The sequence below is a fragment of the Kaistella sp. SH40-3 genome, from assembly GCF_030686865.1.
GTDB lineage: Bacteria > Bacteroidota > Bacteroidia > Flavobacteriales > Weeksellaceae > Kaistella.
On record NZ_JAQYUS010000001.1, the window covers coordinates 123,079 to 139,530 of the forward strand.

General features: G+C 34.0%; 12 protein-coding genes. 1 reads left to right on the forward strand and 11 read right to left on the reverse strand.

Going from position 1 to position 16,452, the window contains the following annotated elements:
• Positions 1–76: 76 nt before the first annotated feature.
• From PUH65_RS00580 to rpsU, 3 genes are all read right to left on the reverse strand, one after another.
• A complete protein-coding gene (locus tag PUH65_RS00580; RefSeq protein ID WP_305517911.1) occupies positions 77–367 on the reverse strand; it encodes an HPF/RaiA family ribosome-associated protein in 291 nt (96 codons plus the stop codon).
• On the reverse strand, positions 357–1,253 hold the full coding sequence (locus PUH65_RS00585) for a tyrosine-type recombinase/integrase (RefSeq protein ID WP_305517912.1): 897 nt from the start codon (positions 1,251–1,253) through the stop codon (positions 357–359). The genes PUH65_RS00580 and PUH65_RS00585 overlap by 11 nt, the downstream gene beginning before the upstream one ends.
• Before the next feature lie 78 nt (positions 1,254–1,331).
• Positions 1,332–1,529: a 30S ribosomal protein S21 gene (rpsU, locus tag PUH65_RS00590; protein ID WP_133439727.1), complete on the reverse strand. Its 198-nt coding sequence runs from the start codon at positions 1,527–1,529 to the stop codon at positions 1,332–1,334.
• A gap of 90 nt (positions 1,530–1,619) precedes the next feature.
• Between rpsU and PUH65_RS00595 the strand changes: the two genes are divergently transcribed.
• Entirely contained in the window at positions 1,620–4,778 is a 3,159-nt protein-coding gene (locus PUH65_RS00595; RefSeq protein ID WP_305517913.1) for an exodeoxyribonuclease V subunit beta, read from the forward strand.
• 53 nt (positions 4,779–4,831) lie between these two features.
• Here the strand turns inward: PUH65_RS00595 and PUH65_RS00600 are convergent, their stop codons facing one another.
• From PUH65_RS00600 to folE, 8 genes are all read right to left on the reverse strand, one after another.
• Positions 4,832–6,766, reverse strand: coding sequence for a DUF3857 domain-containing protein (locus PUH65_RS00600; protein ID WP_305517914.1), 1,935 nt, complete (start codon positions 6,764–6,766; stop codon positions 4,832–4,834).
• Positions 6,763–8,649 (reverse strand): transglutaminase family protein, encoded by a 1,887-nt coding sequence (locus PUH65_RS00605; protein WP_305517915.1) that lies wholly within the window; start codon positions 8,647–8,649, stop codon positions 6,763–6,765. The genes PUH65_RS00600 and PUH65_RS00605 overlap by 4 nt, the downstream gene beginning before the upstream one ends.
• Positions 8,650–8,670: 21 nt before the next feature.
• Positions 8,671–9,180: a ferritin gene (locus PUH65_RS00610; RefSeq protein ID WP_305517916.1), complete on the reverse strand. Its 510-nt coding sequence runs from the start codon at positions 9,178–9,180 to the stop codon at positions 8,671–8,673.
• Between the two features lie 99 nt (positions 9,181–9,279).
• Positions 9,280–9,690, reverse strand: a complete 411-nt coding sequence (locus PUH65_RS00615; protein ID WP_305517917.1) for a hypothetical protein — start codon at positions 9,688–9,690, stop codon at positions 9,280–9,282.
• A gap of 300 nt (positions 9,691–9,990) precedes the next feature.
• Positions 9,991–10,956: a hypothetical protein gene (locus tag PUH65_RS00620; protein ID WP_305517918.1), complete on the reverse strand. Its 966-nt coding sequence runs from the start codon at positions 10,954–10,956 to the stop codon at positions 9,991–9,993.
• A gap of 242 nt (positions 10,957–11,198) precedes the next feature.
• Entirely contained in the window at positions 11,199–13,850 is a 2,652-nt protein-coding gene (locus tag PUH65_RS00625) for a 4-alpha-glucanotransferase (RefSeq protein ID WP_305517919.1), read from the reverse strand.
• A gap of 326 nt (positions 13,851–14,176) precedes the next feature.
• Positions 14,177–15,643 (reverse strand): cysteine--tRNA ligase, encoded by a 1,467-nt coding sequence (gene cysS / locus PUH65_RS00630; protein ID WP_305517920.1) that lies wholly within the window; start codon positions 15,641–15,643, stop codon positions 14,177–14,179.
• 136 nt (positions 15,644–15,779) lie between these two features.
• Positions 15,780–16,445, reverse strand: a complete 666-nt coding sequence (gene folE / locus PUH65_RS00635; RefSeq protein ID WP_305517921.1) for a GTP cyclohydrolase I FolE — start codon at positions 16,443–16,445, stop codon at positions 15,780–15,782.
• Positions 16,446–16,452: the final 7 nt, after the last annotated feature.

The window sequence follows — 16,452 nt, forward strand, 5'->3', positions numbered from 1 at the left end:
CTTTTTTTGCGAGTGCAAATATAACATAGTTAATTTTAAATCTACAAATTTTTTCAAGGCTTTTTTTTATTTTTTTTTACGCAAGTTCTTTCTTCTTGATTAACAGTTTTTTAGCAGCATCAGCACAAAGGTCAATACTCTCTTCAAATGAAGCAGAAGTCTTCTTTACCACGATATCATCTCCCGGAACCTCTAATTTAATCTCTGCTGTCTTATTTTCTTTACCTCCTCCATTTTCTACTTTCAAAAACACCTGGCAACCATGAATCTTATCATAAAAGGTTTCTAACTTATTAAGTTTCTTTTCTAAATACTCTTCAAGAGGTGCGTGTGGGGTTAAGCCAATTGACTGAACTTTAATTTTCATAATCTAGATTTTTTTTTGCTCTAGGATGAGCATTGTTAAACACTTTCTTTAATTGTTCGATATTCGCCGTAGTATAAACCTGAGTTGATGCTAATGACGAATGTCCCATTAATTTCTTCACTTTAGAAATTTCAGCCCCATTTTCTAAAACATGAGTTGCAAAACTGTGTCTTAAAATATGAGGGCTTCTTTTGGTCTTCGAAGTGACAAGACCAAGGTAAGAATTTACCGAAGAGTAGACAAATTTATCATTGAGTTTTTTCCCTTTTTCACTTAAGAAAAAATACATCTCATTCGATTCCAAGGGCTTTCTTTTACTTAAATAATATTTAAAACTTTCAAGGAGTTTCTCTGAAATAGGAATGATCCGGGATTTATTTCCTTTACCGATCACTTTAATCTCTTTTTTAGTAAAATCAACATCATTAAATAAAAGATTACACAATTCCGCTTTACGCATTCCAGTTTGATACAATGTTTCGATAATCAACTCTTTCAAAAAACTTCCACTATGAGGTCTCCCTTCCATCGATTGCAAGTCCGCCATTTCATCTTCAGAAAATGGAATTTGTTTTTCAGCGTAAAATTTTAAAGATTGAATATTTTCCAGAGGAGAAACTGTTACTTCACCAAGTTTTAATAAAAAGAGAAAGAAACTTCGCAAAGAGGAAATTTTTCGGTTGATGCTTCGTTTAGAAATTTTCAACGTACTTAATTCGGTCATAAAATTTCTAATAATTTTTTTATCAACTTTGGTAAAGTCCTGATGTGATTCTGTTTTCAAAAGAAACGCAGCAAAATCAGACAAATCCTTGTGATAACTTGTTACTGTATGTGGCGAATAGCGCCGTTCTACTTCAATATATTCTAAAAATCTTTCTATCATTATTAAAAACAAAAAATCACTTTTCAAATATAAGTATTTGAAAAGTGATTTAAGTATAATCTCAAAGAAAAGTTTTCTTTAAGCTTGTTCTTCGATGCTTAAGTTTCTTTGTTTGTAAGCGGCTTTGGTATTCGCTGCTCTCTTCACAACAGAAGGCTTATTGAATTGTTGACGACTTCTAAGAGCTCTGATAGTTCCTGTTTTGTCAAACTTTCTTTTGTATTTCTTTAATGCTCTGTCGATGGATTCACCATCTTTTACTGGGATTATTAACATAATTTACATCTCATTTTGGATTGCAAAAGTAAGATTTTTTTCTGAGTTGACAAATTTTTTTCTTACTTTTAAACTTAATAAAGTAAAATAATGCAACCTGACTATAAAGTAATCAACGCTTCTGCCGGCTCCGGAAAGACTTACGCTCTGGTTCAGAATCTGTTAGCAATTTGTTTAAAGTATCCTGCGCAGTCTGATAAAATTAGAAATATTCTCGCGCTGACTTTCACCAACAAAGCAGCCAATGAAATGAAACACCGAATCATCGATTGGTTAAAGAAATTTTCTTTGGAAACTTATGAAACTAATACTGATCTCATCAATATTCAAATAAAATTAGAAGAAGAAGAAGGTTTCAATATTTCCTTAAGAGAATTGCACGAACGTTCTAAACGAATGCTGGATTATGTTTTGCACCACTACTCTACTTTAAATATTGGTACGATTGATAAATTCAACTCTAAACTGGTGAGGAGTTTTGCACAGGAATTGGGTTTAGCGCAAAACTTTAATTTAGAAATTAATCCAGAACCTTTTCTGATTGAAGCCGTTGATAAAATGCTGGAAGATATTGGGGAAGAAAATAAAATCTCTGATGCCTTCATGGATTTTGTGAATTATACTTTGGATAATAATGACCGGATCGACCTCAATAAAACACTTTATAATTCAGCGAAAGAATATGTTCAGGACAAACATTACTTCCGGTTAAATGAAAACAAAGAGTTTGATTGGGAAGTTTACGAAAACACCAAAAAGAATCTTCGAACAAACATTAAAGAATTAAGAGAAGAAGCGGTTAAGATTGCCGAAGAAGTAATGACTTTACTTCAGGAAAAGAGTTTAGAAGTCGGCGATTTTGCCGATGGGAAAAATGGAATTGCTGGATTTTTTGAAAAGTTTTTAGATAAAAAAATTCCGCTTCTTTATGAAACAATTGATCAGGAAGAAGGCAGAGAAGAGAAAATCAGAAAAGGCGCATCTTCAAAATCTAAACATCGGGAAGATGAAATTTTCGAAATCCTGGAATTTCTTTTGGAGAGACGTAAAAAACTGATTCACAATCATGTAGAAGCACAGAAAAAAGAAAAAATTCTTCAGGCACTTTTACCTTTAAAAGTAAATAAAGATATTCAGGATAAACTGGCAGAAATCGAACAGGAAAATGATTTGGTTTTGCTGTCAAAATTCAACATTATGATTCATGAGAATCTGCGCGAAGAGCCAACTGCTTTCATTTATGAAAAAATAGGCACGAAATTCACGCACTATTTTTTCGATGAATTTCAGGATACTTCTTTGCTGCAATGGCAAAATTTTCTTCCGTTAAGAGATCATGCAGTTTCTCAGGAAAACATGAGTTTTACTTTGGTCGGTGATCCTAAACAAAGCATTTATCGTTTTCGTGGTGGAGATTCTCAGTTAATGCTGGATATCATTAATCACAATGAAATTACACCCGTTTTTGCGAAAGTAGAAAACTTAGAAAACAATTATCGGAGCGCGAAAAATATTGTTGATTTCAATAATCAGTTGTATCAATTCATGTCGCAGTTTACAGAAAATGAACATCAGAAAATTTTTGGCGATGGTTCTCATCAGGCTGCAAAATCAAAAAAGGAAGGTCGAGTGCGAATCAACCTCATCGAAAATTCGACCAGAAAATCGCTTTATTACGACAGTGTTTCTGAGAAAATGCGAGATGATATTGAAAGTTGTCTGGCGAATGGTTATCGGTTTTCAGACATTACGATTCTGTGCCGGGGAAATTTCGATATTTTTAATTTCTCTCAATTATTAGGAAACTTAAAAGTCAACTATAACGGCGAAGAAGTTTATATTAAAACCATTTCTGAATCAGGTTTAACTTTGAATCTATCATTAACTTTACTAGCATTAACGGAGTTTTTGAAGTGGGAAGAAAACCCTAAAAACTTTCAGTTTGTAGTCAAGATGCTTTATTATTTAAAGGTTTTAGGTCGAATTGAAATACAAGATTTCAGCAAAGAGATTCTTGGAATTTTGGCTTTGAAAAACAAATCCGAAATGGAAGTTTTAATTGAAGAAAAATATGGACTTCAACTGCAGTCAAAAGATTTATTGCAACTGAATCTTTATAACTTCATCGAACATTTTCTGCATGAATTTTCGGTAAAAGATAAGGAGACCGATTTCCTCTTTAATTATCTGGAAATGCTTTATGCGTATTCTCAAAATGCGAGTTCAACGCTAAAAGAATTTATTAAATATTGGGAGGAGGAAGCGAATAGTACAACGATTCAAGCCTCTGAAAATGTAGATGCCGTACAAATAATGACGATTCACAAATCAAAAGGTCTGGAATTTCCGGTTGTTCTTTTGCCGATGCAAAATAAGGGTTCTTCTAAAAAAGGCAGTTATTGGTTTGGAACGAGCGACGAGGAAAAACTGAATTCTGTGAACGTGAAATTCTTTGACAGTGAACTTCAGATTTATGATGATGAAATTGCGGATTTTAATAATGAACATTCCTACCAAGAAAAAATTGATAATTTCTGTATTCAATATGTGGCGACGACGCGTGCAGCAGAAGAACTTTTCTTCTATATTGAACAACCAAATAAATCGGCCAATCACTTAGAAATCTATGACTTTATAGCATCTAAAATCCCAAGAGATGAAGCAGGAGAAACCATTACATCATTTGATTTATATCAAGTTTCTGCAGAGAATTTAAAAAAGGAAAGCGAGGAAAAAAGCACAGCATTTACTTCGAAAGCAATCCATCTTCACACCGAAAAAGAAAAATACAAGGACGCGATTAAAATCGCAACACCGACTAAAAGTTATCAAAATAGGGTCGAAAAAGTACGAATAGGAATTTTCACGCACGAGATTTTAGCGCGAATTAACACCGCAAAAGATGTAGAAAAAGTGTTGGAAAGTTATCTTTTGGAAGGAACCATTACGGAAGAAGAAAAACTTGAAATCAGTGATCGGATTTTCAAGATCATTCATAATGAAAGTTATTCGAAGTATTTTAAAGAAAACCAAACCGTGATCAATGAAAAAGATATTATGATTTCGGAAAACGGAACCTCATCAATTTATCGTCCGGATCGTTTGATAGAAACTGAAAATGGAATTATCATTATTGATTTTAAAACAGGTGATGTACAGGAAAAACATCAATTGCAGTTAGATGAATACCAAACGGTTTTAGAAAAACTGGGCAAAAAAGTGATTGAGTCTCAAATTGTTTATGTCTAAAAAAAACCTGTCTCCAACGAGACAGGCTTTTTAATTTCAAAATATAAATTATATTATTTCTTCTTAACGGCGGTTACAACTTGTGCTTCCATTTTGGTAACATTATCGAAAATCTGCTTAAATGCAGGGAAATATTCTTTCGGGAAATTGGAGTCATCAATTGAAACAGTAGTTTCTACCGTTAATGCATTTCCATTTTGAGTGACGACATAAGTGTATGCAATTGAATTATCTTCGGTCCGGAATTTTTTAGATTTCGGCAAATTTTCAAACTGATAATTATCTGGAAGAGTAATGGTTACTTTCTTCACACGTTCATGAGGAGAGTAGAATTCAATCGGCGCTCTTCTTTCTTCTTTCTGATCGAAATTGTGATTTTTAGAATATAAAAACAGCAAAGGATTGAAAACTAATTTGTTCGCAATATTATCGACAAAAGTATCTGAAGTAAAGTCAAAACTCGTTTCAAAATCGTTATTTTCTTGCAAACCGTGTTTCATGTTCGAGTACGGAAATCTATACTCATCCTGATAACCTTTTGCAAATTTTTTCTCATCATCCGAATAACTTTCGTTGGCAGCCATTGCAAATAGTTTTGTATCCCGATCCGCAAAACGACCTTCAAAAGTTCCTTCGGGAGTTAGTTTTGCATCAATAGAAAGCATTACTTTACTCACCTCTGGAAAAACAACATTCAGTTGTTTTGCTTCATCTTTCGTCATCATAATTCCGTACTGATTCAAGGCTCGTGGAGAAATCATATTGATTTCGGTTAATTTTGAAGTTCCATCCAAAAGATAAAGTTTGTCATTATCTACAAAAGAGGCCAGTACAAAATTAAGTTGTGCAATGGAAGGATTATACGCGAGCAAAATACCCCTTTTCACTGTTGACAGAACAACTGGATCGGCATTTAAATCAGCGCTTCTTAAAAGCATGGTTAAGAGTAAATTAATTTCTGCTGTATTACCGATTTTGGTCGTCAACAGATTTTTGATTCCTTTGTCGGTAAATGCTTCGTCTTCTTTATTCCAAGTGTAATTTTTCTGAACGAATTTTAGAATCGCATTGGCTTTTTCCATTTTCGTTGGCAAATTGTAAATTTCTGCAGGAAGTAGGTTTTTAACCAAATGATCTTTTTTCAATTGTAGACCAAAATCATCATGGTCGTATAATCTTTTTCGAATATCGTTCCAGGAAAGGGTGTAAGATTTAAAAACATTATTGAACATTGTTGAATTCAATTCTGCTTTAATTCCTGTTTTATAATTGTTATTATTTAAAACATGTTTTTCATCTTTGAAGGCAGGAATGTTTTCATAACCAAATCGGTAAGTATTGTATTCGCCGCCGTATAATTGCTTTTCGCCAGTGTCACGACGAATGGGTGATAAACTTCCTTTGTAATTAATGGAATACCCAAGTGGCTTAGGAGCATCAAAAATATATTCTACATATTTTACAGGGATTTCTTCTTCAATCAAAATTCGTGGTGTAGAAGACAAAAACGGACTGAACAATTTATACGAATACTCTACCACAGAACCATCTTTCACATTCGCAAAAGCAAATTTATTAATGGTAAAGTTCGTATCTTCTTTTGATTTAAACTTTTCGTCTCCTTTAATTTTAGTCGCGACTTTTTTACCATCTTCCCAATTATAAGTGACGGCTTTCAGATTACTCAGTGTTTCACGATCGCCTTGATTGTTATCGTAAATAGAAATTTCGTGATCCAGATAATCTCCTGCATTATCTTTATTGTAAATCTTTACACGCTTGGTGATTTCCTGGGTTAGGTAACCGTTGTAATCAATCATAAAATGCACAGAACGGTATAAAACTTCTGCAGGTGCATCGGCTTCTATTTTTGATTGTGTACTTTTCAAATCCTCATCAGAAAGTTTTGGATCATTCAAGAACTTATGCTGGGAATAAAGGAAACTTACTAAAAAGCATCCGATAAAAAGAGTAAATTTTTTCATCATATTTTCGTGATTAATATTTTTGTGTTGTCTTTGGTTGCTGTTTTTTTTCTAAAATCCACATAATCCTTAAATTTCTCTTTCGGATAAAGGCCTTTTTTAATGGTTAAAACTCTATTGACTACTAATTTTTCACCTTTCATTTTATATAGAATAGAGTAAGACCCAAATTCTGTAGAGAATTCTGCAGCATCAGGCAAATCAGAAAATCGATATCCAATCGGTGCGTTGAATTCTATTTCATAATCATCCTGAAAAGGGAAAGCCGTTTCGAAAGGAAGTTTTCTTTCTGCATTTGAAGAAAAAGTAGTTGTCTGATAAAAAGGCATCACAGGGAAAAACAAATCGTTACCCAGTTTTTTAGAAAAATTTTTCACCTTTAAATTAAGATCATAACTAATTTTCACGTCATCTCGATTGTTCAAAAGATTATCAACGGTAATCTTATCGATTTGTAAATTATAATGTCTGTTTTTAAGTGCTTCTTGAATTTCATCATTTTTCAAAGTAAACAGACTAAGGTTCGTATCGTATTGTCCGCCTGTGAAAATAAAATTGGCGTTTGAAGTAATACCGCCATCTTCTTCCAGTTGAACTTTGGCAACCAATAATTCTTTGCTCTGCTCTGGTTTGTACGTTGGAGTGTCGATGATTTTAATTCCGTTTTCATTCACCGCTAAAACATTTCTGTTGTGCGAAGAATAAGAAAGATGATTAAAAGCGATTCGCTGGGAAGTGTTTTCTAACCAGATCGGATCTTTTTCTGTAGGAACCATTAAAATAGCATGATTCCCCGATAATTTAGGAAAATTCTTATCAAAAGTAATGACAGAATCATCACTATAAATTACTGCAAAATAAGACGGAATCCCTGCCGCTTGCAATAATGTCCGCATATAATTGGTGAGGGCTTTACAATCTCCGTATCCTTTTTTACTCACTTCAGAAGCTGGCATTGGTTGCCAACCGCCGATTCCCATTGCAATTAAAACATACCGCGTTTTATTCTGCATGTATTGGTAAAGCGTTTTTACTTTATCAGAAGTAGTTCCCGTTAAATTTAAAGCAGCAACTTCTGCGGAAATTTCTGGACTAATTTTCGAAACAGGATCAATGAGGTCATTATAATACCATTTCCCAAAACTATTCCAGTCGGTAAGATCGCCCTGTCTGCCAGCAAGCGTAAATTTCTCTGGAGAAAACTCTACATCTGGAATTAAATAATCTAAACTGGGCGATAAATCTTCATGGGTGATTGCAGGAATATTTTGATAAGAATATTTCCACACATTTCCATCTTTCGATTCCGAAACTTTAGCCAAAGGTTTATCATTGATTTTGGTTCGGATATTAATTCCGGAATTATTGGTTATTGTGAAATTACTTTTCTCTAATGCAATATTATACGCATTAAAAGGCGAAAACCGACTTAGATAAATGGTGTTCGATGTACTAGTTTCGTAGGACGTCTTCAGTGTAAAAGGATATTTTGTCGAAATCGTTCTTAGGACTAAAATCCGATCATCAACATATAAAGCCGCACTTGGTGTATTGGTATAATCCGAAAAATCTTTCTTTGCAAAGGTTTTAATTACTTTCCCCGCACCATCTAGCATTTCAACTTTAATGTTACTTACTTTGGTTGTAGGATTATAGGGAATCAACACGGTTGAGTACCGATCTCCCGCAGCACTCATAATCGTAACGACATGGGTTTCTTTCACCGTCATATCATTCACTGATTTCAAAATATAATCTTCAGAATGTTCTCTAATAATTGCATTCGCATTCAGAAGAAGGTTTTCTGGTATTGAGTCGACAGCATAATCCTGCGCAAAACTCCACAATGATAAAACGGTGAAACACAACTGGTAGATTTCCGTCATCCGTATATTTTTACAAAATGACTAATTCGCCGCTAGCGGAACTAAAACCCGCTGTGCCAATTCCTGATCAAAAAGATATAATGCAGAAGGATTTTCGCAAACCATTTTGATCTTGGTTACCAATTGAGAAGCGTTGGCTTCTTCTTCTACCTGTTCTGTTACAAACCACTGAAGGAAAGATACGGTAGCAAAATCACCTTCGTCATTTGCATTTTTTAAAATATTAAAAATACTTCGTGTCACTAATTTTTCGTGTGCTAAAGCTTTGACAAAAATATCGGTTGCGTTTTCAAATTCATGAGGTGGCTGCTCGATGGCGCCCATTCTGATTTCTGCACCAACATCGTTCATGTAATCAAACATCTTGTCGGCGTGCATTAATTCTTCTTTACTTTGAATGCGGAAATAATTAGCAATTCCGTCTAAATCTCTGGCAGAAAACCAGGCAGACATTGATAAATAATATTGAGCTGCGAATTGCTCGTTGGTAATTTGTTCATTAAGCAAATCTGCTATTTTTGTACTGATCATTTTTTATAACTATTTACACAAATATAGCTAAAAAGTAAGCATAAAAAAAAGCGGAACATTTGTTCCGCCTAACATTAAAAAAATAAAATTATGAACTGCTTATTTTGCATTTTGCATTCGGTCCATTTTTTTGCTTTTCATCATTTGTCCTCTTTTTTGCATTTTGCCTTTTTTTGAAGTTTCCCACTTCTGGTATTGTTCTGGAGTTAAGATTTGCTTCATTTCCGCATTGTTTTGATCACGTTTCGCTTTCATTTGCTCCATTTTGGCTTTTCTTTCTGCCTGCATTTGGGGTGCATTTTTCTTTCTTTCTGCCATTCTGCGATCTTGCAATGCTTTTATTTTTGTAACTTGAGCATCAGAAAGATTTAATTCTGCTTGCATCTGTTTCATATGATCTGCTCTTTTCTGCTCCATTTGTGCTGGATCCATTTTTTGCATTTTCTGATTTTGAGCCATTGCAAATGTTCCGACTGCTAGTAAAGCTACACTTAAAACTAATTTTCTCATTGTATAAATTTTTGTATTATTATTTATTTTATATTGGTTTGATACTTCTATTAACTAATAGTTAAACAGGATAATCATAAACATTTGTTAAAATAAAAACCTTAATAAATTCCCTGTATCAAATGTTTTCTGATGGTTTGATGTACAAAATCACATTTGGTTAAAACCCCAAAATATAAAGTTTTGTTAAAAGGAATTTTAATGTCAGAAAATAATTCAAAAACAAACTCCTTGTTGGGATAAAAAAAGAGCAGCCTTTAAAAAAGACTGCTCTCGCATTATTAACATTAAAATCTAAAACTATCGGGCGGTAAATCTTTGACCCGAATTTCTTGAACTAGAACTTGGCGTTCTGGACTCAGTTCCCTGTTTGCTGCGAGGAATAGAATTGCTTTCTACTTTTCTTGTTGGCGCAACATTACGAATACTTTCCTGTTTATTTCCAAATTCATTTCTGAATCCATTATTATTTTGAGTTTTTATTTGCGACTGGCTTCTCCCGCTATTATTTCTAGCATTTGAATTATCATTTCTAATCTCATTATTTCGTAAATCTTGATTTTCATTTCTAATGGAGTTGTCTCTAGTATTTGAGTTCGCAGTTACTCCATCATTTCTAAATCCATTATCTCTTGTCCCATTTGTACTGGCAGTTGTCCCGTTTCTTGTTGGCTGAAAACCAATATTCTGTCTTGGATTACTTTGATGATACTGAACTTTATTTACCCGATAAATATTGACATTGACATTTCGATATCTTGGCACTACATAAATATTTCTGGCATAATGTCTTCTGTTATAATTTTGATAATAGATTACAGGATTGTATCCGTTATAATAATTATTTTGGAAAACGATAAAAATGTTTGGACCTAAAATCCTTTGCATCGCATAAAATCTGTCGTAATACCATCGGTCAGGATTATATCTATAATAAGAATTAAAAGCTGAGTAAGATGGGAAACTATCATTCAAGATTATAATCTGTTGTACTTGCCATGGAGACAAACGGTGTGCAGCAAAGAAACGATTCCAATTTACATCATAAATACTTTTTCGGTAATCATTATAATAACTTTGGTACAAATCATTGCTATAATAATCAGAAGGATATTCGTAGTAGTAATCATCTGGGAAATAAAATTCATCATCAACATCTCCGTAATTGCCATTTCCATAATTGTTATTTGGATAATAATCTGGGTAATTCTGAGCGGAAACCAATGTCATTAAAAACACTGATAGACCAAGTAGTATTTTTTTCATTATCGTTATCTTTTATAAATTAATTCTTTAATCATTATCAAAATAGCGTGCCAAATATTTAACTAAATTTTTTATTTAGTGATAAAATATCATTATTTCAACTAAAGAACTATTCATTTGATTACAAAACGAAAAAGAAGTTAAAACCTAGACATTAACTTCTTATGTAAACTACTAACTATCAATGATTAAATTTTAATAATTGATAATCAAATAAACTACAAATAAATTTAGAAAATAGCCTACATTCTATTTGAATCCTTAATCCATTGTGCGATTTTCTGATTGAAATTCTCATGATTCAAAAGTTCCTCCACATTGATATGCATTCGGTATCTCCAATAATGAGGAAAAACTGCGGGATCATTAATTCTCTCTTCATCCATATTTGGATTGGTCAACTCTTTATCAGTCGCCAGAAACTCTTGGATGGGGAAAATCGCTAACATTGCTTCATTATAAAGATGCTGCTTGATAATCATTTCCGCCAATTGCGTTTCTAAATTCAACGGAGCCGTTCCAAACTGACCTAACTGTTCATGAAAGTACCGACAACTCAATTCCCGATCCTCGTGCCACCACTGACGAAGGGTAGAAGTATCATGTGAACTCGCGGTCACCACATTCATATAGCCCGCATTTTTTGGATTATACCACGCAATATTTTCTGAAGGCATTCTCTGAACTTTCAAAGCGGTAATTCCTAAACGATCCATTACTTGCGGAACAGATTCGGGAACCAAACCTAAATCTTCGCCACAAATCAACATATCGGTTGCATTCAAAATTACCGGAAGTTTTTCCATGGCTTTTTCATACCACAATCCATCTTGTCTTTTGAAGAAATAATCGACATATAAATCAGAGAGTTTTCTTTTTTGGTCTTCGGTTAAATATTTATACGAATCGGTTTTTTCAATATTGAATCTTGGGTGATAAACTGCTTCATCTTCACTAATCTCTTCTTTCAAAAAAAGCACATTTGCTGCCAAAGTTATTAACCGATCTTCAACCCAACCGAAAGAGTTCGTTTTAAAATAATCTGTCAATTTTCTTTGCGTATCAAACTCTTCTTTAAAAGTATAAGTTCCATCAAAATGATTATTCATAAAATGGTTATGAATACGTTCTCTTTCCTCACCGAAATAGTCCCAAAGAATCTGATCGTTGATAAATTGCTTGCAATATCGATCTTCATTAAAGTATATTCCTCTTGCTGAAAACTCTTCCAATCTTACTGGAACCGCCGGATAAAAATAACCCAAAATTCCTTGAGTTGCACTCATCGGCATTCTCCAAATTCTGAAGAAACCTAAAATATGATCAATCCGCATGGCATCAAAATACTGCTCCAATGCTTTGAAACGGTTTTTCCACCAGCGGTAACCATCTTCTTTCATCGCTTCCCAGTTATAGGTTGGGAATTCCCAGTTTTGTCCTAGATCGGTGAACTCATCTGGCGGTGCACCGGCCTGAAAATCCATTCCAAATAATTCTGGTTCTGTCCACGCCTCTACCGAATATCTATAAATTCCTATTGGCAAATCTCCTTTCACAGAAATCCCTAAATCGTGGGTGTAATCAACCGCATCTTTTAATTGTAAATGCAATTGATATTGAACCCAGGCATGAAGCATTGAAGTTTCATAATCCTTATTTTTCGTCGTAAAGAAAGGCGAAATTTTTCCGGCGATGTATTTCTTGTGCGTTTTCCAATTATTGAAGTTCGGCGTTTTGTACTTGTCTCTTAAAAGACAAAAAGCCGCATATGGAACCAACCAATTTTCATTTTCTTTAATGAACTTTTTAAAGTTTCTGTCTTTTAAAATTTGAACTTTATTGGTTTCGAAAATGGCTTTGATGTATTTCCATTTTGCAGCAATCATTTGTTCGTAATCGATTAAATTATTCAAAATCTCCTTTTCCTTTTTGAATTCTTTAACTAATTCCTTCGGCAAAGAATAATCCAGATTTTCTATTGATAAATACTGTGGATGAAGAGCATACACCGAAATCGCAGCATATGGATAAGAATCAGTCCATGTGTAATTTGCAGTTGTATCATTAATGGGTAAAATTTGCAAAACGGAAAGATTGGTTCTATGTGCCCAATCCGCTACCTTTTTAAGGTCAGGAAATTCACCTACCCCAAAACCGTTTTCCGTCCTTAAAGAAAAAACAGGAACCGCAACTCCTGCTGCGTGATACATTTGATATGACTTAAATCTGAAAAAATGGTCGGCTTTTATTTGAAGGATGTTTTTTTCTGCATTAGGTAAAGCCCAACGGTTATCGCCATATTCAATATCGAAAACCTCGTTAGAATCAGTATTCATCAATCCGTATTTGTATTGAATCAATTGATCGGTCGGAAGTTCTAATGCCGTTTCCCAGCTTCCAAAATCAGTTTGCGACATTGGAACCGTTTTTAAATATTGCCAGTTTCCAAGTGCTTCACAATTTCCAAGAATTACGACTTTCCAGTTCGGGTTATAAATTGGTGCTTCTAAACGGAAAAGATGCGAATGCTTTTTTAAGACTGAGACTTTTTCTGCTTTAAAGTGGCGGAGTTTATTTTTTAAAACTTTATTGTTAAGATAATTTTCCGGGAAATTTTTGGCGTTCCAGAAATCATAAATAATAAACTCATCGTAGTTATGCGGAAAATTTAAGTGGTGTAAAGAAAACTCTTCATCTAAAATTAATCCCTCTTCATTCACCAACTGATATTTATAAGAAATTGATTTCGAAAAATAATCTACTTCTGCAGACCAGTTTCCGTTATCGGTGTATTTTAAGGCGTGAACTTTTTCTTCTGCTCCTACTTCAAAGACGCAAACTTGCAGATTCTCACCGACTTTCGTCCTGAAATTGATATTAAGATATAGTTTCATTTGTTCCTATTTAATGTTTTTTAATAGTCATATGTTATCGCTAATCTTTACACAAGTTTATTTTGAAGAACTGTTAAAGGCGATTTCATAAAAAGTTTTCTCTATTCAATGCAATTTATGAAATTTTTGGTGAACTAATGAGTTCAAAGCGTTTCTTTACAATTCATTAAAAGCAGTTTATTTATTGAAAATCAAATGGTTATAACAACAATTTATAAACATATGATAAATCATTAAAAATGAAGAAAATGGAATTTTAGAAATAAAAAAACCTCCCGAAAATTCAGAAGGCTTAAAATATAAATATCGCTTTTAAAAAGTAAAACCTAAGAAATCGAATAACTTGTTCCATCTCTTCCATCTTTCAACTCAATCCCTTCAGCGAGTAAACGGTCGCGAATCTGATCAGAAAGGTCGAAGTTCTTGGATTTACGGGCTTGATTTCTTAAGTCTATTAAAACCTGTAAAGTCTGGTCTAATTTCTCATTATTGTTTTCTTCAATATTTTGTAAACCCAAAACGTCAAAAACGAAATCAGTCATCAGTGTTTTCAATTCCTGTAAATCATTTTCGCTGATGGTTTCTTTTCCGTCCTTTAATTTAAAGATGAAATTTACCGCTTCGAAAAGATGTGCAATCAGAATCGGTGAATTAAAATCATCGGTCAAAGCAGCATAGCATTTTTCTTTCCACGCTTTTACATCAAAACTAGAAACCTCCGCAATTGGGAAATTGTTATTTGAAAGTACTTTCATGGCTTCCATCAAACGCTGAAATCCTTTTTCACTGGCAACCATCGCTTCATTAGAAATATCTAAAACACTTCTGTAATGAGCCTGCATAAAATTAAAACGTACAATGGTCGGGTGAAATGGCTTTTCAAAAAAATCATTATTTCCAGATACGAGTTCCATCGGCAAAATATAATTTCCGGTGGATTTACTCATTCTTTGGCCGTTCATGGTTAACATGTTGGCGTGTATCCAGTAATTTACCGGAGAAACACCGTTGCATGCTTTTCCTTGGGCAACTTCACATTCGTGGTGTGGGAATTTCAAATCCATTCCACCGCCGTGAATATCAAATTTATCACCGAGATATTTCGTTGACATCGCGGTACATTCTAAATGCCATCCCGGAAAGCCTTCGCCCCAAGGAGAATTCCAACGCATAATATGAGCAGGAGAAGCGGCTTTCCAAAGAGCGAAATCCTGTGGATTTCTCTTTTCATTTTGACCATCTAAATCTCTAGTGTTGGCAAAAAGTTCTTCGATATTTCTGCGGGAAAGTTCACCATAATTTAAACCACGTTTGTTGTATTCTAAAACATCGAAATAAACAGAACCATTACTTTCGTAAGCAAATCCTTTATCGATTAGTTTTTGAGTTAATTCAATCTGTTCTAAAATATGTCCCGTTGCGGTTGGTTCAATCGTCGGTGGAAGTAAATTAAATACTTCTAAAACCTTATGAAAATCAACGGTATATTTTTGTACAATTTCCATTGGCTCCAGTTTTTCCAAACGGGATTGTTTTACGAAACGGTCATTATCAACATCGCCATCATCGGTTAAATGTCCGGCATCGGTAATATTTCTAACGTATCGAACTTTATATCCCAAATGAACCAAAGAGCGATAAATAAAATCGAAAGACATGAAGGTCCGCACATTCCCCAAATGGACATTGCTGTAAACCGTCGGCCCACAAACATACATCCCGACATTATTATCGTGAATTGGAGTAAAGGTTTCTTTTTCGCCCGAAAGGGAATTGTATATTTTTAAAGTCATTTTTCTTTAGTTGATGGTTGATGGTTGACCAGAAATGAATTCTGTTTTTTAGCACTTTATCATGATGCAAATTTTAGACACAATGATGCAAACAATACCTTTTCAATTTTAATACTGATCACTGTTTATTTCTCTATTAATCCAAATTTGAACGGCTTCCTACATAATGCAAGAACTCTTGTCGGGTAATTGAATTGGTTCTAAAAAGCCCACTGAGTTCAGCCGTAGTCGTGGAACTTGCGGTATCTTTTATTCCACGACAATTCACGCATAAATGTTTTGCTTCAATGATACAGGCAACATCATTCGTTCCGAGTGCTACTTTAAGCGCTTCTACAATTTGCATGGTTAATCTTTCCTGAACTTGCGGACGTTTGGCGTAATAATCTACGACTCTATTAATTTTAGAAAGTCCAATCACTTCACCATTTGAAATGTAAGCGACATGCGCTCTTCCAATAATTGGCAAAAAATGATGTTCGCAGAATGAATAAACGGTAATATCTTTTTCCACCAACATTTGGCGGTATTTGTATTTATTTGAAAAAGTAGAAATGCGCGGATTATTTTCTGGAAGAAGTCCACCGAAAATTTCATTCACATACATTTTAGCCACTCTTTTTGGCGAATCTTTCAGGGAATCGTCGGTCATATCCATTCCTAAAGTTTCCATGATTTCGTGGAAATGTTTCTGGATAATTTCAATTTTTTCTGCTGGAGATTTTTCAAAAGCGTCAGGTCGTAAAGGAGTATGTTCGCTTCCGGAGAATACATCGTCGTCGTTATCTAAATGATCATTCATAAGTTTG